Below are 22,662 nucleotides of genomic sequence, written 5' to 3' on the forward strand. Positions count from 1 at the left end.
TGGGTTCACCCATCCGGGGTAGCCGCCGTGGTCGCCGAAACCGCCGCGCCGCACGACTGGACGCCTGGAGGTTCGTCATGACCGTCACCACACACAGACACCCGAGTCTGCGCTCGTACCCGATCTGGCTGGGCTCTCGGCTGTTCGTCAAACCGGCCCTGGCCCTGTGGCCGATCAGCGTGTTCGGGCTCCGGCCGCTGTTCATGATCGATGAACTGTTCGCACTGGCCCCGGGCCCCCGAGGCGTCGTTCGCGAGCAGATGACCCTCGCCGGTCGGCCGGTCGAACTGATGGTGCCGGCCGGACCCAGCAAACGTGACGACGCGACCGCCGTGCTGTACCTGCACGGCGGGGCCCTGGTTGTGTGTGGGCTGGCCACGCACCGTGCGGTCGCGGCCCGCTTGTGCCTCGACATCGACCTGCCGCTCTACTCGGTGGCCTACCGGCAGCTCCCGGAGGCAGGGGTGGGCACCTCGGTCACCGACGCCTATCAGGCCTATCGCGAACTGGTGCTCGAGCGTGGTTTCAACCGCGTCATCGTGGCGGGGGATTCGGCAGGCGGGTTCCTCGCCGCCAAGGTGATCGAGTTCGCCCACCGCGACGGCTTGCCGCGCCCGGTGGCGTACGTCGCCTATTCGCCCCTCCTCGATCTCGACATGGCGAGCAATCCTGATCGCACCAGCAGGTCGGATGCGTACCTGCCGATGAACAAGTTCGCCAAGCTCGCCCCGAAGTTCGACAAAGGCCCGATCGCCCTGACCGGTGCTCGTTCGGTGGTGGACATCGACAGCGAGGCCTTCCCGCCGACGATCGTGGTGACCGCCGAGGATGAGATGCTCGAACCCGATGCGGTGGCACTGGTGGAGAAGTTGATGGCCGACGGCGTGCAGGCCGACCTGCACAGCCATTCATGGCAGGTACACGCCTTCCCGGTTCTCGCCGGTCGTCTGCCCGATGCCCTGAAAGCAATCGCGAGGACCGCCGCATTTGCCACAGCAGCCGCGGCCGGATCCGGCCGAAAAGGCCGCGGACGATCACTACAAGGAGTGGGATAGCCCGGTGAACAATTCTCAGCAACTACCGGAACTCTTCGCAACCGACTCGCTGATCAGCGACGACGAGCGCGAGATCCGGGACACCGTCCGGGCATTCGGATCGTCCCGATTGCGTCCACACATGGCTGAATGGTTCGAGGCCGGCCAATTGCCGGTACGAGAGCTTGCCACCGAACTGGGCGAGCTCGGTGTTCTCGGCATGCACTTGGACGGCTACGGCTGTGCCGGCATGTCGGCCACCACGTACGGCCTGGTCTGTACCGAACTCGAGGCCGTCGACAGCGGTCTGCGCAGCTTCGTCTCGGTGCAGGGTTCGCTGTCCATGTACGCGATCCACGCCTTCGGTTCAGACGAACAGAAGCAGCGGTGGCTGCCGGAGATGTCGGCCGGACGTGCGCTGGGGTGTTTCGGCCTGACCGAGCCCGACTTCGGGTCCAATCCGGCGGGCATGCGCACCAACGCCAAGCGTGACGGCGACGACTGGGTGCTCAACGGCACCAAGATGTGGATCACCAACGGATCTGTCGCCGATGTCGCGGTGGTCTGGGCCCGCACCGATCTCGCGACGGGTTCGAAGGGCATCCGTGGGTTTGTCGTACCCACCGACACACCTGGGTTCAGCGCCCCCGAGATCAAACACAAGATGTCGCTGCGGGCGTCGGTCACCTCCGAACTCGTCCTGGAGGACGTGCGACTGCCCGAGTCGGCGATGTTGCCGGGGGTCGAAGGTCTCAAGGGGCCACTCAGTTGTCTGAACGAGGCGCGATTCGGCATCGTGTTCGGTGCGCTCGGAGCGGCCCGGGACTGCCTGGAGACCGCAATTGCCTACGCCGGGGACCGCGAGGTGTTCGACAAGGCGCTGTCGGGATATCAGTTGACGCAGGCGAAGATCGCCGACATGTCGCTCGAATGGGGCAAGGGCATGCTGCTGGCCCTGCATCTCGGCCGGCTCAAGGATGCGGGGACGTTGCGACCGGAACAGATCAGTCTCGGCAAACTCAACAACGTCCGCGAATCCATCGAGATCGCCCGAACCTGCCGGACGATATTGGGGGCCAACGGGATCACGCTGGAATATCCGATCATCCGGCACGCCAACAACCTCGAGTCCGTACTCACCTATGAGGGCACGTCCGAGATGCATCAACTCGTGATCGGCAAGGCTCTCACCGGCCACGACGCCTTCCGGTAATCCGTTGTGATCAACGCTGTTTCGTTCGGGTTCGGCTTTTCGTTCAGGGCGCGCTGAACGGTTACCGAATGGCCTCGCCGCGAATAACTTCACTGCGAAGACACTCACAGCGAAGTTCCCGGAAGGCGGCTACCCAATGTCTGCACAGCTCGACGTGGTCAAGCTCGGATCGAATGTCGGCGCGCGTATCGATGGGGTGAAACTGTCGGGAGACCTTGCACCCGAATCGGTCTCGGCGATCAACGTCGCCCTGCTCGAGCACAAGGTGATCTTCTTCCGGGGGCAGGACCACCTCGACGACGACGGTCAACTGGCGTTCGCCCGAGCCCTCGGTATCCCGACCACCGCCCATCCGACGGTGACGTCGCGGGGTGACACGATCTTGCCGATCGACTCCGACTATGGCCGGGCCAACAGTTGGCACACCGACGTCACCTTCGTCGACCGTATTCCCAAGGCGTCCATCCTGCGTGCGGTCGAGCTACCGAGCTACGGAGGTTCAACGGTGTGGGCGAACACGGTTGCCGCCTACGAACAGCTCCCGGCATCGCTCAGGGCGCTCACCGAGAACCTGTGGGCGGTGCACAGCAACGTGTACGACTACGCGGCGAGCTCGGCTCAATCGGTGGTGTCCCGGCACACCGAGGAGTACCGGGCCGAGTTCCAGTCCACCTACTACGAGACCGAACATCCGGTGGTGCGGGTACATCCCGAGACGGGTGAGCGGGCGCTGCTGCTCGGCCATTTCGTGAAACGATTTGTCGACCTGGGCGGCGCGGAGTCGGCCGAGCTGTACAGCGTGCTGCAGGCACGGATCATCAAGCTGGAGAACACTGTTCGCTGGAACTGGCAGCCCGGCGATCTGGCCATCTGGGACAACCGGGCCACTCAGCACTACGCCGTGGCCGACTACGACGACCAGTACCGCCGGCTGAACCGCATCACCCTCGCGGGTGACGTGCCGGTGAGCGTGGGCGGCGAACGCAGCAGGGTGGTGGCCGGCGACGCATCGCACTATTCCGACATCGTCGATCCCCGCGAATCGGACCGTGCGCTGGCGGTCTGAAGGTCTGGGACGATCCCGCAGACGGGGTGTGCTGCCGTGAACGCAATCAATGGAACGGTCTGTGAAATGTGTTCCATTGGTGCTACCGTCACCCACATGACCGAGGCAATCGAAACATCGACCTCTGACGCAACCGAGGGCAAACCCGCACCCGATGAGCACTACGCACGTCCGCAAATCGTCGGCGCGCCGCTCGGCCCGGGCTCACTGACCTGGAAGTACTTCGGCGACAACCGTGTTTCGCTCCTGGGTCCGCGGCCCGGGGTGCTCGAGAACATGCTCCCTGAGCTCGGGCAGGCCGTCCTGGAACACTCGGTGTTCTTCGATGACCCGTTCGCGCGCGTCAAGCGCTCGCTGCCGGGCATCTACGGAACGGTTTACGCCCCTGAAGGCGACAGCACGGGCCCCACGGTTCGCGACTTCCACACCGACATCAAGGGCACGATGCCCGGCGGCGACCGCTACCACGCGCTGAACCCCGAGACCTATTACTGGGCCCACGCCACCTTCCTCGACATCGTGCTCACCGCCACCGACCGCTTCATCAAGAAGCTGACGGACGCGGAGAAAGAGCAGATCTACGCAGAGTCGGTCACCTGGTACCGGCGCTATGGCGTGAGCGATCGGCCGATGCCGGCCAACTACGCCGAGTTCGTGAAGTACTGGGATCACATGGTCGACGAGGTGCTGATCCCGCACAAGACCGCGCGGTACGGCGTCGGTTACGTGACCAAGGGCTATCCGTTGCCTCCGGGGATGAAGCCGATCGTCTGGAAACTGATCTCCCCGATCGTCAACCCGGTGGCGGCGTTCATCACCACCGGCGGCCTGCCTGCTCGCTCCCGCGAGCAACTCGGCCTGCCCTGGAGTGACCGTAAACAGCGCAACTACGAACGGTTCTGTGCGGCGGTACGCGCACTCGATCCGATCTACCGACGGTTGCCTGCCACGACCCGCTACAACAAGTACGCCCTCAAAGGCTTTGCAAAGGCCGGGGTGCGGCCCTGAGGGGTGGCCGTGTTCACTTGACCCATGCATGCTCTGAAGAAATTCGGCACCAGTCTGACGGTGATCGGTTCGCTGGTCCTGATGGTCTGTGTCGCGCTGCTGTCCGTGAGCTGGGCAAATGACGGCAGATGGGGCTGGTTCGCACTCGGGATGGTGATCATTGCCGTCAACATCGGCCTGATCGTCACCGAATTGCGGCCCAAGCCCAAGCCGCTGCCGTGGACCTTGTCCGAGGTCCGCGAGGTCACCGACGGCATCGACAACGAGGTCAACGCGATCCGCAAACTCCGCCGGGCCGACCGCGGCTTGAGCCTGGAGAAGGCTGCGAAGCTGGTCCGTCAGGCCCGGTCCGAGCCCAGCGGTGGCAGAGACGGCGTGGCCTGAGCCGGCCGGTCGGCAGGTTGATCGGTCTGATCGGCGAATTGCGTTCGATACAGCTCTGAGTACCGGCCGCCACGCGTCAGCAGGTCGAGGTGGGTGCCGCGTTCGATGACGTGACCGTCTTCGAGCACCAGGATCTGGTCGGCCGCTCGGATGGTCGACAGGCGGTGGGCGATCACCACCGATGTGCGGCCGGCGAGCGCTTCGGCCAACGCCTCCTGCACTGCTGCTTCCGACGTGGAGTCGAGGTGGGCGGTGGCCTCGTCGAGGATCACGACGGCAGGATGGGCGAGCAGCAGGCGGGCGATGGTCAGCCGCTGGCGCTCACCACCGGACAGGCGGTAGCCGCGTTCGCCGACCACGGTGTCGAGGCCGTCGGCCAGACTCGCGACCAGACCGTCGAGGCGTGCCCGCCGCAGCGCGTCCCAGATGTCCTGTTCGTCCGCAGCGGGATTGGCCAGCAACAGGTTCGATCGCACGGTGTCATGAAACAGGTGGCCGTCCTGGGTGACCAATCCGATGGCTCGATGCAGTTCTCCACTCTCCAGATCGCGGACGTCGTTGCCGCCGAGGCGAACCGCGCCCGAGTCCACGTCGTAGAGCCTGGTGGCCAGCTGTGCGATGGTCGATTTACCGGCTCCGGAACTGCCCACCAGCGCAACCATCTGGCCGGGTGGCACGGTGAACGACACGTCGTGGATGACCTCTTCGCCGCCCCGCTTGTCCAGTACCGCAACTTCTTCGAGCGAAGCCAGCGACACCTTGTCCGCAGACGGGTAGCTGAAGCTGACGTGATCGAAGCTCAGCGACAGCGCGCCTTCGGGTACGGGCGTGGGGTCGGGTTTGTCGGCGATGAGCGGCTTGAGATCGAGCACCTCGAAGACGCGCTCGAAACTCACCAGGGCGCTCATGATCTCGACACGCGCGTTGGCCAGCGCCGTCAGCGGTGCGTACATGCGGGTGAGGAGCAGGGCGAGCGACACCACGGCGCCGGCGTTGAGATGCCCGTTCACCGCGAGGTAGCCGCCCAAGCCGTAGACGAGGGCCAGTGCCAGCGCGGAGACGAGGGTGAGGGAGGTGACGAAGATGCTCTGCGCCACCGATCGCCGCACTCCGATGTCGCGCACTTTGTCTGCGCGCCAGGCGAATTCGTTCGACTCCTGATGGGGTCGTCCGAACAGCTTGATCAGGGTGGCGCCCGGGGCGGAGAACCGTTCGGTCATCTGGGTCGACATCAGAGAGTTGTATTCGGCCGCTTCCCGCGACAGTGCGGCCATGCGCTTGCCCATCCGCCTGGCCGGGATCACGAACAGCGGTAGCAGGACAAGTGCGAGAAGGGTGACCTGCCAGCTGATCGAGATCATCACGGCCAGGGTCAGGGACAGGGTGACGATGTTCGAAACCACTCCCGAGAGCGTGTCGGAGAACGCGCGCTGTGCGCCGATGACGTCGTTGTTGAGCCTGCTGACCAGTGCCCCGGTGCGGGTGCGGGTGAAGAAGGCGACGGGCATCTTCTGTACGTGGTCGAACACCGAGCGGCGCAGGTCGTAGATCAGACCCTCGCCGATCGTGGACGAGAGCCAGCTGACCACCAGGCCGGTGCCGGCTTCGGCGACCGCGATGATGGCGATGAGGATCGACAGCCAGACCACGGTGGAAGCGGCGCCGCCGTCGACGATGTTGTTGACCACCCGGCCGGCCAGGACGGGGGTGAGGACGGTGAGCACGGCCACCACCACGCTGAGCACCATGAACACCGCCAGCTTGCCGCGGTGCGGCTGCGCGAACTCTACGATCCGGCGCATCGATTCCCGGCGGTTCTCGCGTCTGCGTTCCTTGCTGAGGTCGGGTGCGTTCATCGACCGGTACAGCGTGTTCCTGGCAACCGACTCCATACTCATACAACCACTGTAGGAGTTCAAGTTAACTTGAAGTCAATCGAATATGCGCACAGCTGAATCCGCCCGGCCTCCGGGACGGTGCGGGTTTGTGGTGAACTGGAAAGACCTGTGCTGGACAGAGCTGGACGATGAGGAGATCACTGTGGCATTGCGACTCGGATACAAGGCTTCGGCAGAGCAGTTCAATCCGCGTGAGCTCGTCGAGATCGCGGTGGCGGCCGAGGCCCACGGTATGGATTCGGTTGCGGTGTCCGATCATTTTCAGCCGTGGCGGCACAACGGTGGGCATGCCCCGTTCTCGTTGGCGTGGATGGCGGCGGTGGGTGAGCGTACCGAGCGGGTGCAGATCGGTACCTCGGTGATGACACCGACCTTCCGCTACAACCCGGCCGTCATCGCGCAGGCGTTCGCGTCGATGGCGTGCATGTACCCGGGTCGGATCATGCTCGGGGTGGGTACGGGTGAGGCACTCAACGAGTACGCGACCGGTTTTCAGGGGGAGTGGCCCGAGTTCAAGGAACGCTTCGCGCGGTTGCGAGAAGCGGTCCGGTTGATGCGGGAGCTGTGGACCGGTGGGGAGGTGTCGTTCGAGGGCGAGTACTACCACACCCAGGGCGCCTACATGTATGACATTCCCGAGCAGCCGGTGCCGGTGTACATCGCTGCCGGTGGCCCGGTGGTCGCCCGCTACGCAGGTCGCGCTGGTGATGGTTTCATCTGTACCTCGGGCAAGGGCATGGACCTCTACACCGAGAAGCTGATCCCGTCGGTCAAGGAAGGCGCAGACAAGGCCGAACGCAACTTCGAGGACATCGACCGGATGATCGAGATCAAGATCTCCTACGATCCCGATCCTGAGCTGGCGTTGGAGAACTGCCGTTTCTGGGCGCCGTTGTCGTTGACCGCCGAGCAGAAGCACAGCGTCAACTCCTCCACCGAAATGGAACGCCTGGCCGACGAACTCCCGATCGAGCAGGTCGCCAAACGCTGGATCGTCGCCTCCGACCCGGACGAGGCCGTCGAGAAGGTCAAGCAGTACACCGATGCCGGCCTCAACCACCTGGTCTTCCACGCCCCCGGGCACGACCAGCAGCGGTTCCTGACCAACTTCCAGAAGGACCTCGAACCCCGCCTGCGCAAGCTGGGCTGACCGCCTGCCCTTCCCCGAAAGTGTGCCCTTTTGGCGAGCGAACTCCCAGGTGGGGGGCGCCAAAAGGGCACATCATCGGGAGTTACATACGTGAGTAGCGGGCCATCGCGAAGCTGTAGACGCCGTAGGCCGCGATGCCGATGGCGGCGAGCACCAGCAGGAACTGGCCGAACGGTGCGTCTCCGAGCGTCTTGACCGCACCGTCGATGCCGGTGGCCTTGGACGGATCCGATTTCACCGATGCCACGATCACCAGGATCCCTGCGCCGGCCAGCACCAGGCCCTTGGCGGTGTACCCGACCACACCGAGGGGTGTCACGACCTTGCCGTCGGAGACCTTCAGGTCGTCGAGGAAGTTCTTCGTCACGCCCTTGTAGACGTGGTACGCGCCGACGGCGATGATGATCAGCCCGATGACAACGAGCAGCGTCTTGCCGGCCCCGTTCTCCATCAGGCGCGCCGACAGGCCGGAGTTCTGCTTTCCGCTCGATTGGCCTGTGCCACGGGCGAATTGAACCGCCGAGAACGCAAAGGCAAAGTAGACGACCGCCAGGCTCAGAGCCTTCAGCCGGTCGAAGAGCGCGGACGCGTCCTTCTTTCCCTCGGAATTGCTCCCATCACCCGGCTCGGTGGCGTGTGGTCCGACGATGGTCTCGGCCAGACGCCACAGCGCCATGGCCACGAAGGCCACTGCTGCAAGCCACAACACGAACTTGCCGCCCGAGTTCTTTGCGAGGGTTCCGAGTGCGCCGGACTGATCGGCGCTGCCACCGGAACCGAATGCCAGCCGGAAGATGATGTAGGCGATCAGCAGGTGCAGCAGTCCGCTCACGACGTGCCCGGCTCGCGCCAGGCGTTCGAAGGCGGAGCTGTCCGTGGCCCTATCGACGGCGCCGGAAACTGATTTGTCGGTCATGGTGAACCCTTCAGCTGCAGAACACGCAGGCACGATGTTCGACCTGAGATCCACTCAACCCTAGTGCGAATGGTTGCGTCGATCACAAAGCGGCCGATTCGGTCGACAGCTCTGGGCTGTTTGTCTACGTTGGTGAACTTGTTCGGTTGCCGGATGTCACAGCCCGCCCGAACTAAGGCATCCAAGAAGTGAGTCACCGCCGACTCAGTTGTGCCGGCCCGTCACCCGCTTACTTGAGGAGTTCCACCGTGCAGTTCTTTCCCCTGATCGTGATCACACAATCCATCGTCACCTCGGCGTGGGCCATCTACGGCATGGCCAGCATCATCGTGCGCGACGCGGACGCCGAGCCTCAGGCCGCCTGAGGAAACGCCACGCGCTCGCGCAGCAGTTCCATGATTCGGTGCACGGCGGGGTTGTCGCGGACGGCGTCGCGGGTACGCACCGAGATCGTTCGCGTCGGCGTCGGATTCCGCAGCGGCCGCGCCACCACCGTGGGCGGGAGGTTCCCGGTGCCCAATTCGGGCAGCACCGTGACGCCCACGCCCGCCGCGACGAAGCTGATCGCCGTCGGGTAGTCGTGCGTCTCGATGTGGAACCCCGGGCTGAAACCCGCCACCGAGCAGGCATCCAGAATCGCCTGCCGGCACGGGCCGCGTGACACGTCGTTGTCCACCCAGCGCTCGTTGCGCAACGCCGACAATTCGACCTCGTCACGTGCGGCCAGTGGGTGGTTTTCCGGGAGCACCACCACGTAGGGCTCGGTGAGCAGCGGCTCGATGTCGTATCCGCGCAGCGACGTGGATGCGGCGCCCTCCACGAAGATCTCCACATCGGGCTCGCCGGAGCTGTCGTGGACCAGTTCGATGAGACGTAAGTCGATACGGAGGCGGGGGAACTCGTTGGTGATCGCCGCGATGACCGGGGGTATCCAGGCAGCCCCGGCGGAGGCGAAATAGCTCACCGACAGACTTCCCACCCGCCCCGACCGCAGGTCTGCGACAAGCGATTCCAGGTCGGCCAGGCGTTCGAGCACGTGGCCGGCCTCCGCGGCGATCGTGCGGCCCACCATGGTCGGCTCGATCCCGCGACCGCGCTTTTCGACCAGGACCAGCCCGGTCTCCTTCTGGAGTGCGGCCAGATGCTGGCTGACGGCAGACGGGGTGTAGCCCAGTGCGGCAGCTGCGCCGTTGATGGATCCGGCGGCGACCACGGCGCGGAACAGTCGGAGGCGGTGGGCGTCGAGCATGGTCGAACTGTACAGCTGCACTGAAGTGTTCTCAAGGAGAAATCGCTTGTGCTTATGTGTCGGATGAATCAGAGTGGTCGCTGTGAAGGTCTTGTCGAACAATCTCGCGGTGGTGGCCGCGATCGTGACGGTGCTGCTGTGGTCGTCGTCGTTTGTGGTCATCCGATTTGTCGGTGAGACGCTGTCGCCTGGTGCGATGGCGTTCACCCGCCTCGCTGCCGGCGCCGTGGTGCTGGTTGTCATCGCACTGCGTTATCGCCGTCCGGTCCCTCGCGGCCGGGCGCTGGGACTGGTGATCGGTTACGGCCTGCTCTGGTTTGCCGCGTACACAGTGCTGCTGAACTGGGCCGAGCAACACCTCGATGCCGGAACGGCCGCGCTGTTGGTCAACTTCGCGCCCATCCTGGTGGCGGTGTTCGCAGGCTTCTTCATGGGAGAAGGCTTCCCGAAGCCACTGGTGATCGGAATCCTCATAGCCTTCGCGGGGGTGCTGCTCATCGCCCTCGGCGGTTCGGGCGGCAGTCACAACGACGAACTCGGCATAATCCTTGGACTGATCACTGCCGTGCTGTACGCGGCCGGCGTCTTGATGCAGAAGGTGGCGCTACGCACCGTCGATGCCGTCACGGCAACATGGGTTGGCTGCCTCGCCGGTCTGCTGGCCACGGTGCCGTTCGCGCCGCAGGCGATCGACGAACTCGCCGATGCCTCCGCAGGGGCGATCACAGGGGTCATCTTCCTGGGCGTGGGGCCCACCGCGATCGCGTTCCTGACGTGGGCGTACGCGCTGACCCGTACCGACGCGGGCAAGATGGCGGCCACGACCCTGGCCGTACCGGCGATTGCCATCGGCCTGTCCTGGCTCTTCCTCGGTGAGGTGCCCACCCCACTCGGCCTGGTCGGTGGCGCGATGGCCCTCACGGGTGTCGCGATCAGTCGGCGCCGGTCCCGAACGACGGCCGATGTACCAGAACCGGTTGCCACCTCTTAACCTTCTTGCATGGATCGGGAGCGGATGGTCGACGCCGCCATCGCTGTGGTGGAACGATTCGGTGCTCGTGCACTGAGCCTGACGTCGGTGGCGCGGCATGCTGGGGTGGGCCGGGCGACCGCTTACCGGATGTTCGGCGGCCGCGACCAATTGGTGCAGGCGATCGTCGAACGCGAGGTGAAGAGGCTCGGTACCCTGATCGCCGAGTGGACCGCGTCCGAACCCGAGCCGGCGGACAAGGTTCGTGTCCTCGTGCTCAACGTGCTCGACTACATTCGCAATCACGATGCGCTGCAATACATCCTGAAGAACGAGCCGGAAGAGATCATCACCACGATCGTCGCCCGTGGTCCCGACCGCACCTCCGACGTCACCATCGTGGACCTCATCGTGGCGAACAGCGTCGGCAACTTCGCGAACGAGCCGGAACTCGAGGCTGCGCTGGTGCCCGATGCCGGCCGAGCCACCGAGATGATGATCCGAATCATCTACTCCTACATGCTCATTCCGCGCAGTGCGCTGTCCGACGACGACATCGCGGACATGGTGGTGCGTTCGACCATCCGGTGAGCTCGCTGTCCGGTAACCTCGCAGGCCGTGCGCCTGCCGGACCAACGATGGCCCGCACAGGGCGGACATGACAGCTCTGCTGAACGGCAGCCGCGTTCCGGATCCGGCTGGTGATCCGCCTGATGAGGCCGGTCGCACGGCCGGCCCATTGCGCCCACATTAGGGTGGGCGGTATGGGCGCTTCGTCATCGAGCAGCATCTACCTGGCCTCACCAGAAGGCGACACCGGTAAGTCGACAGTGGCGTTGGGGGTGCTGCACCTGCTGGCCGCCTCGGGCGGCCGGGTCGGGGTGTTCCGGCCGATCTCCAGAACCAAGTCCGACCGGCGCGACTACATCCTGGAGTTGTTGATCGAACACGATTCGACCGACCTGAGTTACGAGGATTGCATCGGCGTCACCTACGAGCAGGTCCATGCCGACCCGGAGGCAGCGCTCGGGGAGATCGTCACCCGATTCCATGCGGTGGAGGAACGATGCGATTCCGTACTGGTGATCGGGTCGGATTACACCGACATCGCCAGTCCGTCCGAACTCAGCTTCAACGCCCGGATCGCCGCGAACTTGCAGACGCCGATGCTGTTGGCGCTCAAGGCGGCGGACCGCAGCGACGCCGAAGTGGTCGGTTTGGCCGAGTTGTGTCTGCACGAGCTGGAGCAGAACCACGCTCAGGCGGTCGCGCTGATCGCCAACCGCTGTGACCCGGATCGGCTGGACTCGGTGAAGGACGCGCTGCAGGAGGCCACCGGACTGCCGACGTGGACGTTGCCGGAAGACCCGGTGCTGATCGCGCCGACGGTCGGGGAACTGATGGAAGAACTCGGCGGCGAGTTGTACAGCGGCGATCCCGAGCTGCTCAGCCGGGAGGCCATGCATGTGATGGTCGGCGGGATGACCATCGAGCACATCCTGGAACGACTCACCGAAGGCGTTGCCGTGATCGCGCCGGCCGACCGCTCCGATGTGCTGGTCTCGCTGGTGGCAGCAAATGCCGCGGAGGGGTTCCCCAAGCTCTCCGGCATCATCCTCAACGGTGGCATCAAACCTCACCCGAAGATCGCTGCATTGATGGAGGGGTTGCAGTCGCCTCTGCCGCTCATCTGCTGTGAACAGGGTACCTACGAAACGGCAAGGGCCGCAGCCCATGCCCGCGCGAGGATGAACATCAACTCGGTCCGCAAGATCGACGTGGCTCTCAATCTGATGGAGGAGCACGTCGACTCCGTGGCGATGCTCGAGAAGCTGAAGTTGCGTATCCCCGAGGTCGTGACCCCCCAGATGTTCGAGTATCAGTTGATCGAACGGGCGCGCAAAATCCGTAAGCGCATCGTGCTCCCGGAGGGCGGCGACGACCGCATCCTGCGTGCCGCCGGACGACTGCTCCGACGCCAGGTGGCCGACCTCACCATTCTCGGAGACGAACGGGCAGTGCGGGATCGGGCCGCCGAACTCGATGTCGACCTGACCGGTGTGGACGTGATCGACCCGACGTCGTCGGAACTACTCGACGAGTTCGCCGAGGTCTACACCGAGCTGCGCAAGCACAAGGGGATGGACCTGCAGCGCGCCCGCAGCACAGTGCAGGACGTCTCGTATTTCGGAACCCTGATGGTGCAACTGGGTTACGCCGACGGCATGGTGTCGGGCGCCGTGCACACCACTGCGCACACGATCCGGCCTGCGTTCGAGATCATCAAGACGTCGCCGGGTGTGTCGACGGTGTCGAGCGTGTTCTTCATGTGCCTGGCCGACCACGTTCTGGCGTACGGCGATTGCGCCATCGTCCCCGACCCCACCGCCGAGCAGCTGGCCGACATCGCCATCTCCTCCGCCGCCACATCTGCACAGTTCGGCATCGAGCCGCGGGTGGCAATGTTGTCGTACTCCACCGGCGAATCGGGCAGCGGTGCAGACGTGGACAAGGTGCGCACAGCTGCCGGGCTCGTCCGGGAACGAGCGCCGGAATTGTTGGTGGAGGGACCTATTCAGTACGACGCCGCAGTCGATCCCTCGGTGGCCAAGTCGAAGATGCCCGATTCGCCGGTCGCCGGCCAGGCGACGGTGCTGATCTTCCCTGATCTGAACACCGGCAACAACACCTATAAGGCCGTGCAGCGCAGTGCCGATGCGGTGGCCGTCGGTCCCGTGTTGCAGGGCTTGCGCAAACCGATCAACGACCTGTCGCGCGGTGCGCTGGTCTCGGACATCGTCAACACCGTGGCGATCACCGCCATCCAGGCCCAGGGCCAATCAGACGACGCGGAGCAATGACATGACATCCCAGAGCAATCCCGACAACACCGTCCTGGTACTCAACGCAGGCTCGTCGTCGCTGAAATATCAGCTGGTGCAACCCGACTCGGGTAGGGTCGTGGCTCACGGCCTGGTGGAGCGGATCGGCGAGTCGCAGGCGCGGGTCGAGCACGTGCAGGGTGACGAGAAGAACGAGTTCGTCGGTGAGATCGCCGATCACCAGGCCGGTCTTGCGAAGGTCTTCGATCTCTTCTCCGAGGCCGGACACGATCTGGGGTCCGAAGGTATCGTCGCGGTGGGCCATCGGGTGGTCCACGGCGGACCGAAGTTCTATCGCCCCACCGTGATCGACGACGACGTGGTGGCTGCGATCAAGGATCTCGAAGACCTTGCCCCGCTGCACAACCCGGTCAACCTCGTCGGCATCGAAGCGGTACGGGAGTTGTTGCCCGACGTGCCGTCTGTGGCGGTGTTCGACACCGCGTTCTTCCACGGCTTACCCGACCATGTCGCCACGTATGCGATCGACCGCGAGTTGGCGAAGAAGCACGACATCCGGAGATATGGCTTCCACGGCACCTCGCACGAGTACGTGTCGGGCGTGACCGCCGAGTTCCTCGGTGCCGATCGCGAGAGCCTGAATCAGATTGTGCTGCACCTCGGTAACGGCGCGTCGGCGTCGGCGATCGAGGGTGGTCGCCCGGTGGAGACGTCGATGGGCCTGACCCCCCTCGAGGGATTGGTGATGGGCACACGTAGCGGTGATGTGGACCCGGGTGTGGTGATGTACCTGCGGCGCGCGGCGGACATGGACGTCGACCAGATCGACACCATGTTGAACCGCCAGGCCGGGCTCAAAGGTCTCAGTGGGGAGAACGACTTCCGTACGCTCACCGAGAAGGTCGAGGCAGGTGACGCCGACGCCACGCTGGCCTACAAGGTGTACGTTCACCGGCTGCGCAAGTACATCGGTGCCTACATGGTGACTCTGGGCCGTACCGACGCGATCGTCTTCACCGCCGGGGTCGGCGAGAATGCTCCGAAGTTGAGGGCCGACAGCCTCGCGGGTTTGGAGAGTTTCGGCATCCGGATCGACTCCGAGCGCAATGCAGCCAAAAGCCGTGAGGCTCGGGTCATCTCGTCGGACGATTCGGCCGTCACCGTTCTTGTGGTGCCGACCAACGAGGAACTCGCGATCGCGAGGCAGTCGGTGGCGGCGCTGGCCGGTTAGACGCATCCGGTTCTGCCGGGAGCCAGCCCGGGTCTGGCCAGTCCCTCCGATTGTGTTGAGTTCCTCCGGTTGCAACCGGAGGATGTGGCTGGAGTCGGAGGGAATGGGACCTCCGCGCCGACGTCGACCTCAGAACAACGTATGCGGCCGGATGAAGTTGGCCAGATCGACCAGCAAGAAGCGCTGGGTTCGGTTCATCGTGCCCCGCGCCAGTCGCCGCAGTGATTGCTCGCAGCCCACACGCAGGCCGTGGTCGTTGAACGGGTAGCCCAGGATGTCGCCGCGCGCAGATGCATCGGTGGGTGACTGGTCGGGTCGGCGATGGATCCAGCCGATCGCGATGCCGAGGACCAGGATCACCAGACGTTGCTTGCGAGGTTCGGTGTCGGACATGGCGTCCAGTCGCCTGGCGGCCTCGCGCAGCTGTTCTTCGGTGACCTCGGCGGGATCTCGGCCGTGGACAAGGGTGAGGATTGCCGTGCAACTCGCGGCGTTGTAGTGGCGGCTTGTCGGCGGGACGTCGTCGAGTGCTTTGACCGCGCCGTCGATGTCGCCGCCGGCGAACCGCATGCGAGCAAGCCCGAAAGCCGCGGTGACGATCGCGCGATCGGTCTGCCACAGCGTCCGATAGTGCTGCAATGCAACATCATGGTTGTTCATCAGCTCCGCGGTCGCCGCCACCGCGAGCTTGGGTGCCACTTCGCCGGGCATGGCGGCCAACACGTCGTTGAATCGTGCGTGCGCCACCTCCACATCGTTCATCAGCAACGCGCATAATCCCAGGAACCACTCTGTGCGCCAGGACTTTCCGTGATGCTCGGTGGCCTGGTTGAGCAGGTCGAGTGCGGTCTGTGCGTCCCCGAGTTCGAGATAGGCACGTGCTTCGATCAGGTCGATCTCTCGGGACGGGTGGTCGTCGGAGGGGTCGGTGCCGATCACCGATGACAGTCCACCCTCGCGGGCGCTGCGGATCGAGTCGAGTGTCTGGGTGGGTTCGGACAGCGCAGTCGAGTTGAGCAGTCCGGCAGCCGGATCCGACTGATCCACCAGCGGCACGGGAAGGGCGGCGACAACATCGGTGGTGTCGAGCTTGATCTGCGCACGTACGGGTTCGAGAATTCCGTCCACGGGCGCGAGCATCATCTCGGTGCCAAACGTGGTGCGCTGTGGACTGAAGACCGTGGACAGGCCGGGTCGTGGCACACCGGAATGCGCCGCGACCAACTCGCGCAGCACGTTGAGCAGCTGACCTGCCATCTCGTCGGCACTGGCGAAACGCTTGGTGGGATCGGGATGGGTTGCGCGCTGCAGCAACCGATAGAACGAGGGGTTGTCGGCGAACACCTTCGCGTCCGAGGGATCCGGCAGACCGTCGAGGTAGCGGCCCTTCTCCATCGGCATGTCGACTGTCAGGACGGCCAGGGTGCGGCCCAGGCTGTAGATGTCGGTGGCGATCTGTGGGCCGGTCTTGACGATCTCCGGGGCCTGGAAGCCAGGCGTTCCGTAGAGATGGCCGTAACCGTTGATGGGGGAGACGGCCCCGAGGTCGATCAGCTTCACGTCCTCGCTGCCGACCATGATGTTCTCGGGCTTGATGTCGTTGTACACCAGCCCTACCGAGTGGAGGTAGTTCACCGCCGGCAGCACCTCGAGGAGGTACGCGATGGCCTGCTCGGGAGTGAGAAGCTTTCGGCCGGGCCCACATTCGCCGTCCACGGCCGTGATGTCCTTGAGCGTGCTGCCGCCCACGTACTCCATCACGATGTACCCGAAGGTGTTGCCCACAGGATCGACGTGCTCGACGAAGTTGTAGATCTTGACGATGCCGGGGTGTGACACCGACGCGAGGAACTGTCGCTCGGCCAGTGCAACTGCTTGTGCCTGTGCGTCTTTCGAGTTCAGAAGGCCCTTGAGCACAACGGGACGGTCGGACACATTGCGGTCGATGGCGAGGTAGATCCAGCCGAGCCCGCCGTAGGCGATCGCGCCCGAGATCTCGTACTGGTCGGCGACCATCGTCCCCTTGGCCAGGCCGGGCACAAACGAATAGCGTGCCCCGCAATGGCTGCAGACCCCGGTGAGCGGTCCGGCTCCCGGCCCTGACTGACGGCCGACCGGCCGCCCGCACTTCCAGCAGTTGCGCTTGCCCTCGGCCACCACCGCGTGGTCCATGACCGCATCGGCGGGCTCGATGTCGAAGACGCGCGGGACATCGACCAGGCCGCCGCCCATCCGGCGGCGACTGCGCGAGCTGCGGCTGGTGGGGACCATGGGCGTCTGAGCAGACAGAACCGAGTTGGTCGGCCGGCCGGGCCGATCGTCTCGCTGGGTTCGTTGGGTCTGTTCGGTGAAGGCCATCTCCATCGGAACGGCTTGCGTTCCGATGTCGAGGTCCTCCATCGACACCGCCTGTGTCCCGACCTCGGTGTCGCTTTCGGCGGGGTCATCGTTGTTCACGAATCACCTCTAGTCCCGGTACGACGGTTGTGGTGGATAGTATTTCGGCCCAAGGATCGACAGCCAGCGGTCGTAGATGTCGAACCAGGTGCCGTCTTCACGCATCTTCTGCAGCACGCCATTGGTGAAACGGACGAGGTCTTCGTCGTTCTTGTTGAGGCCGATGCCGTAGGGCTCCTCGCCGAGGCTCTGCCCGACGACGTGTACGTACGGATCCTGCGCGGCCATGCCCGCCAGGATCGCATCGTCGGTGGAGACCGCATCAACCTGGCCCTGCTGCACCATCACCAGACAATCGGCCCAGGTGGAGACGGTGTCGACGATGGCGTCGGGCACCCGCTGCTGGATACGTGCGATGGACGTGGTGCCGCGGGCCGCGCACACGCGTTTGCCTGCCAAGTCGGCAACACCGTTGATGTCGGAGCTGCGCATGGTCAGGATGCGTTGCGACGCTTCGTAATACACGGTGGAGAATGCGATGTCCCGCAGTCGCTGGCAGGTGATGCTCATCGTCTTGACCACGACATCGACCGTACTGTCTTTCAGTGCGTTCATCCGGTCGTCAGAGTTGAGGATGCGGAACTCGATCCGCTCGGGGTCACCGAAGATCGCCCGGGCCAGCTCTTTGGCGACGTCGACGTCGAAGCCCTCGATGGTGCCGCTGATCGGGTCACGGAACGAGAGCAGGTTCGACCCGATGTCCAGGCCCACCTTGAGCCAGCCCCGTTTGTAGATTGTCTCCGTGGTGGTGCCCGGTGGCATCTTGCCGGGTTCGGGTAGGGGTCCAGGTGTCAGACTCGCCGTCGCATCACACGACTCGGTGGCCGGGGGAGGCTCGATCGGCACGTCGAGGCTCACCCCTGCAGGCTGTGGCCACGCGGCCGACGCCGAGGGCGGAAGACTTTCGGGCGCTTCGGCATTGACGCAGCCGGCCACCATCGTTGTGGCGAGCGCCAGCGCGCCGGCCGCCACCAGGCCACGGACTCCTGATCGCGTGATCATCGGTACTCCCGGATCCTGGGGAAGATCCCGACGAAGGCGGCGATGCCGGCCGCGATGCCCAAGAGCATGATCCCGAGTCCGGCGTACCCGATGACCACCCGTGCGGTGTTGATGTCGTCGCGGAACGTGTTGCGGGTGTCGGTGATGCCATCGACAAGGGCCGTGTCGAGGCGACTGTATGCCGCGGCCGACCCGTCGGGGTTGTCGCCCACCGCGATGGCGGTGGCGCCGTTGAAGTCGCCGGCGTTGGTGCGTTCGAGGATGGCGGCATGGGCATCGCGCCACAGGGCGAGAGCGTCGATCGCGTCGGACACCGAGTCCTCGGCGACGTCCTTGCGATCGTCCTCGCGGTAGTCGGTCAGCACGGTGTCGATCTGTGCCACCGCTGTGGCGTACCCCGACTCGAGCTCCTGCTGATCGCCTCGCCGGACGAGCGAGAGGGTTTCATCCGACCGTGCCTGCTGGGTGAGGATGCGGGCCTGGGTCAGCTCGCGGAGCGGAACTGCGCCGCGGTTCTCGGCGTTGGCGGTGGAGTTGACCGACAGCAGGCCGCCGACGAGCAACCACAGCAAGCCGATCAGGACGCACCCGATGCCCACCAGCAATCCGAGGTTGAAGCGTCGGCGACTGCGCTTGGCGACGTACAGGTGCGCGGCAATCATCGCTGCCAGCAGCAACATCAGTGCCGTGTAGACGCCCCACGGCGCGTTGGTGAAGTTGGTTCTCGAATCGCCGATGGCGTCGGCGCGCTCGGCGTACAGCCGTTCGGCTGCGGGCAGGATCATCTCCTGCATCATGTTCGATGCCTCGCCGAGATACGCCGAGCCCACCGGATTGCCGAGTCGGTTGTTGATCCGGGCCGACTCGATCAGACCGGTGTACACGGGGATCTGGGCCGAGAGGGTGGTGAGGTCCTGCCGGATCTCGGTGTTGTCCATCGCGGCCCCGCTGACCGACTGGATGAGGGCGTGCGCCGCGGTGGCGACCGCATCGTTGTAACGCTCGCGGAGTTCGGGCGGTTCGAGGCCGCCGGAGATGAACGCCGAATTGGCGGCGGCGTCCGCGATGGACAGCGAGCTGTAGAGAACCTGCGAGGCCTCGGCGAGCGGCTCGGTCTGCACGATCATGTTCTCGAGCGTGGTGGTGCGGTCGTCCAGCGTGTCGGACGAATACCACCCGACGACCACCGACGAGATCAGCAGCACCAGCGAGATGATCATCAGTTTGCCGGGGCTGGTCCAGGCCAGCTCGCGCATGTTGGTGAGCGGGTTCTGGGTGCGCTCGCGGGTCAGACTCAGTACTTCGCGCCGGGTCAGGGGAGCGGGCCGATCGAACAGCGGCCGTCGGAAGCGGCCGCTGTACGGCTTCTCCGCATGCATGAGCCGGGTACGCAAAGAACTTGCGTTGCCGCCGGTCACGCGATCCCTTCTTCCTCCAGGCCCGCCGCGCAGGGCCAGGTCCTGATCGCAGATGAGTGGATGTGAAACCGACATTACTGCGAATTACCGAGCCCGTTGCGACAGTGCGGCCCTGTGTCACCCCGGCGGGGCAAGTAGCGTTGCACCGAGGTAGGTCGGCTGGGCGAGGAGGTGTCGCGTGCGGGGCGACGGCGACGGTTGGGTTTTCGACGCGGACGGATCGCGATATTGGGGACGGCACGGTGCCGCGGGCCTGTTGCTGTACACCCCGAGCGAGACCAGTTCGGTCCTCGTTCTGCTGCAACATCGCGCTGTGTGGAGCCACCAGGGTGGCACGTGGGCACTGCCTGGTGGAGCCCGCGATTCACACGAGAGCGCGGTGGACACGGCCGTCCGTGAGGCCGATGAAGAAGCGGGAATCGCCGACGCCGAGCTCACCGTGCGTGACGAACTGGTGACGCACCGGGCGCCGAGCGGCTGGACGTACACCACGGTGATCGCCGAGGTGGCCGCCCCACTGGCCACCACGGCCAACCGCGAGTCGGTGGAGCTGCGGTGGGTCAGCGCCGATGAGGTCGGCGATCTGGCACTCCATCCCGCGTTCGCCGTGAGCTGGCCCGAGCTGCGCAGCAAGCTCAGCGCGTTCTCCCAGTCCGACACCTGACCGCGGCGGGTCACTGCGCTGCGAGCGCTGCCCTTCGCGCCAAGTCGGCGAAGGCGGCGCGGAGTTCGGGCGGCCCCTCCACCTCGATGTCGACGTCGAATCTGCACAGTGCGGCCGCCAGCGCCGCCCATGACCACGACCCCGACCGCAGTCGGCACCGCGAGGGTCCGAGTGACTCGACGACCCCATCGTGGGCGAATGGATGTACGTCCGTGGCGTCGGCATGAAGGATCACATCGCCGATGCACGGCCAGCGGTCGGTGTTGTCGGTCGAACCCTTGAACCGGCTTTCGAGGAACGTGCCCACGTCACCCCCGGGGATGTCGCGACGGACGAACCGGGGTCCTGTCGGTGTCCTCGGAGACATCCGGTCGGCACGGAAGACTCGCCAATCATCGGCGTCGCGATCCCAGCCCACCAGGTACCACCGGCCCTGCCGTGACACGAGGTGGTGTGGCTGCACCCGGCGGGGCGGAGGGGACAGCCCGGCGTCCTCACGATCGGTGTCCGTGTCGTCGGCACGGCCGTAATCGAAACGGAGTTCTTCGCCGCGTCGGATCGCATCGCCGATGGCGAGCAGCACGTCGGTTCCGGCTGTCGGCTGGTTGTTTCCCGCGAGGGGCGTGAGTTCGACCGCGTCGACTCGTGGCCGCAGTCGGCTCGGCAGCACCTGCCTGACGGTGGTCAGTGCCCGAGCCGCAGATTCCCCGATGTCTGCGCCGGTGTTGGGTGCGGCCTGCAACGCGATCGCAATCGCGACGACCTGTTCGTCGTCGAACAGCATCGGGGGAACAATTGCGCCGGCGTCGAGCCGATAGCCGCCGTCGCGTCCCTTGGTGGCCCGGATCTCGTAGCCGAGCTCACGCAGCCGGTCCACATCGCGACGAAGGGTGCGCTCGCTGACGTCGAGGCGGTCGGCCAGGAGCCACCCCGGCCAGTCGCGTGGTGCCTGGAGCAATGACAGCAGCGACAGCAGTCGGCGCGAGGTACTCGTGGCGGGGGTCAGCGGCATGTTGTCGATTCTGCCGCGATAAGCGGACAAATACTGACCTATGAGGTGCGCACAGTGGGCACCGGGCCGGAAAACCGGCTCCGAGCCTCAAAGGAGCAGATATGACCTACAACGCAGTCACCCACCTCAACTTCGACGGCGAAGCCCGGGCGGCCCTCGAGTTCTACCGATCGATCTTCGGCGGCGAGATGACCGTCGCGACCTACGGCGACTTCGGCATGCCGAAAGATGCCCCCGGCGCCGATCGGGTTGTGTTCGGCCAGATCGTGGGGGAGTCCGGATTCGGTGTGATGGCCTACGACGCGCCCGCACCGGCCGAGCCGTCACGCGCGGTCGCGCCCACGCCGGTTACCAGGCGCGAGAACGGAATGACCCTCACGAACTCGCCGTTTTTCGTATCGGTGCGGGGTGAGAGCGTCGATGAGGTCCGCGCACTGTGGGACGGGCTCGCCGACGGCGCCGACATCGTCGAAGAGTTCGGCCCCGCCCCATGGGCGCCGGCGTTCGGCATGCTCACCGATCGTTTCGGTGTCACGTGGATCATCGACGTGGCCGCGCAGTACTGATCTGGGACGGGCCGACGCCGATCGGCCGGTGCCTGCAGCTCAGTAGAGCCGATTGGCCGCCGCGATCAGGGCACTCAGTGCCGACTCCTGACCGGTGCGGCCGTTCCCCATCGCCCAGGTGCGCCGGTCGTCGCGCTCGCACAGCAGGAAAGTGGCCACGCCGCCGGTGAAGTCGTACTGGTGGAGGCTGACGATCTCGACGCCGGCGCCCAAGCGGTACAGCATGTCGGTGAGCGCGCCGATCGCTCCGGTCGCGGTCGCCGAGAGCGATCGGATGACGTCGCCGGCGGCGATGGTCGCCCTACAGTGCAAGAGGTCTTGTGGGGCGGCCGACGCGGTCCAGTTGCCGAGACGAATCGGTCCGGTCGTGGGCGCGTAGGTGTCGGCGAAAGCTGTCCACGTCATACCGGCGGCCTCGGCCCGCAGCGGCGATGGCAGTGATCTGCCATAGCGGGAGGCAAAAGGATCGGGCGCGGTGGCCTGGGAATGTGGGGAGATCGGTGTATCTGGTGTGGTGAGAGTGTTCATCAACATGGTCTTCCGGAGAAAAGGATGACCAGCAGGTAGCGCTCACGGCCCGC

Annotated in this window: 20 protein-coding genes; 12 read left to right on the top strand and 8 right to left on the bottom strand. The window is 65.2% G+C overall.

What is annotated here, in order from left to right; all coding sequences use genetic code 11:
* Window positions 1-77 precede the first annotated feature (77 nt).
* From WIMU1_RS03640 to WIMU1_RS26085, 5 genes are all read left to right on the top strand, one after another.
* Entirely contained in the window at window positions 78-1,055 is a 978-nt protein-coding gene (locus WIMU1_RS03640; protein WP_062795157.1) for an alpha/beta hydrolase fold domain-containing protein, read from the top strand.
* Window positions 1,056-1,059: 4 nt separating this feature from the next.
* Window positions 1,060-2,247 carry an acyl-CoA dehydrogenase family protein gene (locus WIMU1_RS03645; protein ID WP_062795158.1) on the top strand — a complete coding sequence of 396 codons (1,188 nt, stop codon included), beginning with the start codon at window positions 1,060-1,062 and terminating at the stop codon, window positions 2,245-2,247.
* 136 nt (window positions 2,248-2,383) lie between these two features.
* Window positions 2,384-3,313 carry a TauD/TfdA dioxygenase family protein gene (locus WIMU1_RS03650; RefSeq protein WP_062795159.1) on the top strand — a complete coding sequence of 310 codons (930 nt, stop codon included), beginning with the start codon at window positions 2,384-2,386 and terminating at the stop codon, window positions 3,311-3,313.
* A gap of 96 nt (window positions 3,314-3,409) precedes the next feature.
* Window positions 3,410-4,321, top strand: a complete 912-nt coding sequence (locus WIMU1_RS03655) for an oxygenase MpaB family protein (protein ID WP_084247978.1) — start codon at window positions 3,410-3,412, stop codon at window positions 4,319-4,321.
* Window positions 4,322-4,345: 24 nt separating this feature from the next.
* The gene (locus WIMU1_RS26085) at window positions 4,346-4,705 is read left to right on the top strand and encodes a hypothetical protein (protein WP_023956329.1); all 360 of its coding nucleotides are present in this window, start codon (window positions 4,346-4,348) and stop codon (window positions 4,703-4,705) included.
* Here WIMU1_RS26085 and WIMU1_RS03665 read toward each other — a convergent pair.
* Window positions 4,660-6,603: an ABC transporter ATP-binding protein gene (locus WIMU1_RS03665; RefSeq protein ID WP_062795160.1), complete on the bottom strand. Its 1,944-nt coding sequence runs from the start codon at window positions 6,601-6,603 to the stop codon at window positions 4,660-4,662. The two genes, WIMU1_RS26085 and WIMU1_RS03665, sit on opposite strands and share 46 nt — an antisense overlap.
* Window positions 6,604-6,739: 136 nt before the next feature.
* Between WIMU1_RS03665 and fgd the strand changes: the two genes are divergently transcribed.
* Window positions 6,740-7,753, top strand: coding sequence for a glucose-6-phosphate dehydrogenase (coenzyme-F420) (gene fgd, locus WIMU1_RS03670; RefSeq protein WP_062795799.1), 1,014 nt, complete (start codon window positions 6,740-6,742; stop codon window positions 7,751-7,753).
* 82 nt (window positions 7,754-7,835) lie between these two features.
* On the opposite strand, the gene WIMU1_RS03675 is transcribed toward fgd, so the two are convergent.
* Window positions 7,836-8,669 carry a DUF1206 domain-containing protein gene (locus WIMU1_RS03675; RefSeq protein WP_062795801.1) on the bottom strand — a complete coding sequence of 278 codons (834 nt, stop codon included), beginning with the start codon at window positions 8,667-8,669 and terminating at the stop codon, window positions 7,836-7,838.
* A 352-nt stretch (window positions 8,670-9,021) separates the two neighbouring features.
* Window positions 9,022-9,918, bottom strand: a complete 897-nt coding sequence (locus WIMU1_RS03680; protein WP_062795803.1) for a LysR family transcriptional regulator — start codon at window positions 9,916-9,918, stop codon at window positions 9,022-9,024.
* An 82-nt stretch (window positions 9,919-10,000) separates the two neighbouring features.
* Here WIMU1_RS03680 and WIMU1_RS03685 point away from each other — a divergent pair, with 82 nt between their 5' ends.
* From WIMU1_RS03685 to WIMU1_RS03700, 4 genes are all read left to right on the top strand, one after another.
* Window positions 10,001-10,909: a DMT family transporter gene (locus WIMU1_RS03685; protein ID WP_245969130.1), complete on the top strand. Its 909-nt coding sequence runs from the start codon at window positions 10,001-10,003 to the stop codon at window positions 10,907-10,909.
* Between the two features lie 9 nt (window positions 10,910-10,918).
* Complete coding sequence (locus WIMU1_RS03690; protein WP_062795161.1) at window positions 10,919-11,479, top strand: TetR/AcrR family transcriptional regulator; 561 nt, start codon at window positions 10,919-10,921, stop codon at window positions 11,477-11,479.
* 173 nt (window positions 11,480-11,652) lie between these two features.
* Complete coding sequence (gene pta / locus WIMU1_RS03695) at window positions 11,653-13,749, top strand: phosphate acetyltransferase (RefSeq protein WP_062795162.1); 2,097 nt, start codon at window positions 11,653-11,655, stop codon at window positions 13,747-13,749.
* Between the two features lies 1 nt (window position 13,750).
* Window positions 13,751-14,962 carry an acetate kinase gene (locus tag WIMU1_RS03700; RefSeq protein WP_062795163.1) on the top strand — a complete coding sequence of 404 codons (1,212 nt, stop codon included), beginning with the start codon at window positions 13,751-13,753 and terminating at the stop codon, window positions 14,960-14,962.
* A gap of 129 nt (window positions 14,963-15,091) precedes the next feature.
* Here the strand turns inward: WIMU1_RS03700 and WIMU1_RS03705 are convergent, their stop codons facing one another.
* From WIMU1_RS03705 to WIMU1_RS03715, 3 genes are all read right to left on the bottom strand, one after another.
* Window positions 15,092-17,362: a serine/threonine-protein kinase gene (locus tag WIMU1_RS03705; protein ID WP_062795807.1), complete on the bottom strand. Its 2,271-nt coding sequence runs from the start codon at window positions 17,360-17,362 to the stop codon at window positions 15,092-15,094.
* Between the two features lie 66 nt (window positions 17,363-17,428).
* Window positions 17,429-18,421: a glutamate ABC transporter substrate-binding protein gene (locus WIMU1_RS03710; protein ID WP_062795164.1), complete on the bottom strand. Its 993-nt coding sequence runs from the start codon at window positions 18,419-18,421 to the stop codon at window positions 17,429-17,431.
* Complete coding sequence (locus WIMU1_RS03715; protein ID WP_062795165.1) at window positions 18,418-19,800, bottom strand: GlnX family signal transduction membrane protein; 1,383 nt, start codon at window positions 19,798-19,800, stop codon at window positions 18,418-18,420. Before WIMU1_RS03715 ends, WIMU1_RS03710 begins: the two co-directional genes overlap by 4 nt.
* 217 nt (window positions 19,801-20,017) lie before the next feature.
* Between WIMU1_RS03715 and WIMU1_RS03720 the strand changes: the two genes are divergently transcribed.
* On the top strand, window positions 20,018-20,503 hold the full coding sequence (locus WIMU1_RS03720; protein ID WP_062795166.1) for an NUDIX hydrolase: 486 nt from the start codon (window positions 20,018-20,020) through the stop codon (window positions 20,501-20,503).
* A 10-nt stretch (window positions 20,504-20,513) separates the two neighbouring features.
* On the opposite strand, the gene WIMU1_RS03725 is transcribed toward WIMU1_RS03720, so the two are convergent.
* Complete coding sequence (locus WIMU1_RS03725; RefSeq protein ID WP_062795167.1) at window positions 20,514-21,515, bottom strand: helix-turn-helix transcriptional regulator; 1,002 nt, start codon at window positions 21,513-21,515, stop codon at window positions 20,514-20,516.
* A 101-nt stretch (window positions 21,516-21,616) separates the two neighbouring features.
* On the opposite strand from WIMU1_RS03725, the gene WIMU1_RS03730 reads away from it, so the two are divergent.
* Window positions 21,617-22,081 carry a VOC family protein gene (locus tag WIMU1_RS03730; RefSeq protein WP_062795168.1) on the top strand — a complete coding sequence of 155 codons (465 nt, stop codon included), beginning with the start codon at window positions 21,617-21,619 and terminating at the stop codon, window positions 22,079-22,081.
* 39 nt (window positions 22,082-22,120) lie between these two features.
* Here WIMU1_RS03730 and WIMU1_RS03735 read toward each other — a convergent pair whose 3' ends face one another.
* The gene (locus WIMU1_RS03735; protein WP_084248058.1) at window positions 22,121-22,609 is read right to left on the bottom strand and encodes a hypothetical protein; all 489 of its coding nucleotides are present in this window, start codon (window positions 22,607-22,609) and stop codon (window positions 22,121-22,123) included.
* Between the last annotated feature and the right edge of the window lie 53 nt (window positions 22,610-22,662).

The sequence above is a fragment of the Williamsia muralis NBRC 105860 genome (assembly GCF_001598915.1).
Classification (GTDB): domain Bacteria; phylum Actinomycetota; class Actinomycetes; order Mycobacteriales; family Mycobacteriaceae; genus Williamsia; species Williamsia muralis.

Coding starts and splice junctions, on each gene's coding strand:
- WIMU1_RS03665 (WP_062795160.1), bottom strand. CDS start 6,603: ATGAGTATGGAGTCGGTTGCCAGGAACACGCTGTACCGGTCGATGAAC.
- WIMU1_RS03715 (WP_062795165.1), bottom strand. CDS start 19,800: ATGCATGCGGAGAAGCCGTACAGCGGCCGCTTCCGACGGCCGCTGTTC.
- WIMU1_RS03640 (WP_062795157.1), top strand. CDS start 78: ATGACCGTCACCACACACAGACACCCGAGTCTGCGCTCGTACCCGATC.
- WIMU1_RS03680 (WP_062795803.1), bottom strand. CDS start 9,918: ATGCTCGACGCCCACCGCCTCCGACTGTTCCGCGCCGTGGTCGCCGCC.
- WIMU1_RS03730 (WP_062795168.1), top strand. CDS start 21,617: ATGACCTACAACGCAGTCACCCACCTCAACTTCGACGGCGAAGCCCGG.
- WIMU1_RS03690 (WP_062795161.1), top strand. CDS start 10,919: ATGGATCGGGAGCGGATGGTCGACGCCGCCATCGCTGTGGTGGAACGA.
- WIMU1_RS03710 (WP_062795164.1), bottom strand. CDS start 18,421: ATGATCACGCGATCAGGAGTCCGTGGCCTGGTGGCGGCCGGCGCGCTG.
- WIMU1_RS03725 (WP_062795167.1), bottom strand. CDS start 21,515: ATGCCGCTGACCCCCGCCACGAGTACCTCGCGCCGACTGCTGTCGCTG.
- WIMU1_RS03700 (WP_062795163.1), top strand. CDS start 13,751: ATGACATCCCAGAGCAATCCCGACAACACCGTCCTGGTACTCAACGCA.
- WIMU1_RS03675 (WP_062795801.1), bottom strand. CDS start 8,669: ATGACCGACAAATCAGTTTCCGGCGCCGTCGATAGGGCCACGGACAGC.
- WIMU1_RS03735 (WP_084248058.1), bottom strand. CDS start 22,609: ATGAACACTCTCACCACACCAGATACACCGATCTCCCCACATTCCCAG.
- WIMU1_RS03650 (WP_062795159.1), top strand. CDS start 2,384: ATGTCTGCACAGCTCGACGTGGTCAAGCTCGGATCGAATGTCGGCGCG.
- WIMU1_RS03655 (WP_084247978.1), top strand. CDS start 3,410: ATGACCGAGGCAATCGAAACATCGACCTCTGACGCAACCGAGGGCAAA.
- pta (WP_062795162.1), top strand. CDS start 11,653: ATGGGCGCTTCGTCATCGAGCAGCATCTACCTGGCCTCACCAGAAGGC.
- WIMU1_RS03705 (WP_062795807.1), bottom strand. CDS start 17,362: ATGGAGGACCTCGACATCGGAACGCAAGCCGTTCCGATGGAGATGGCC.
- WIMU1_RS26085 (WP_023956329.1), top strand. CDS start 4,346: ATGCATGCTCTGAAGAAATTCGGCACCAGTCTGACGGTGATCGGTTCG.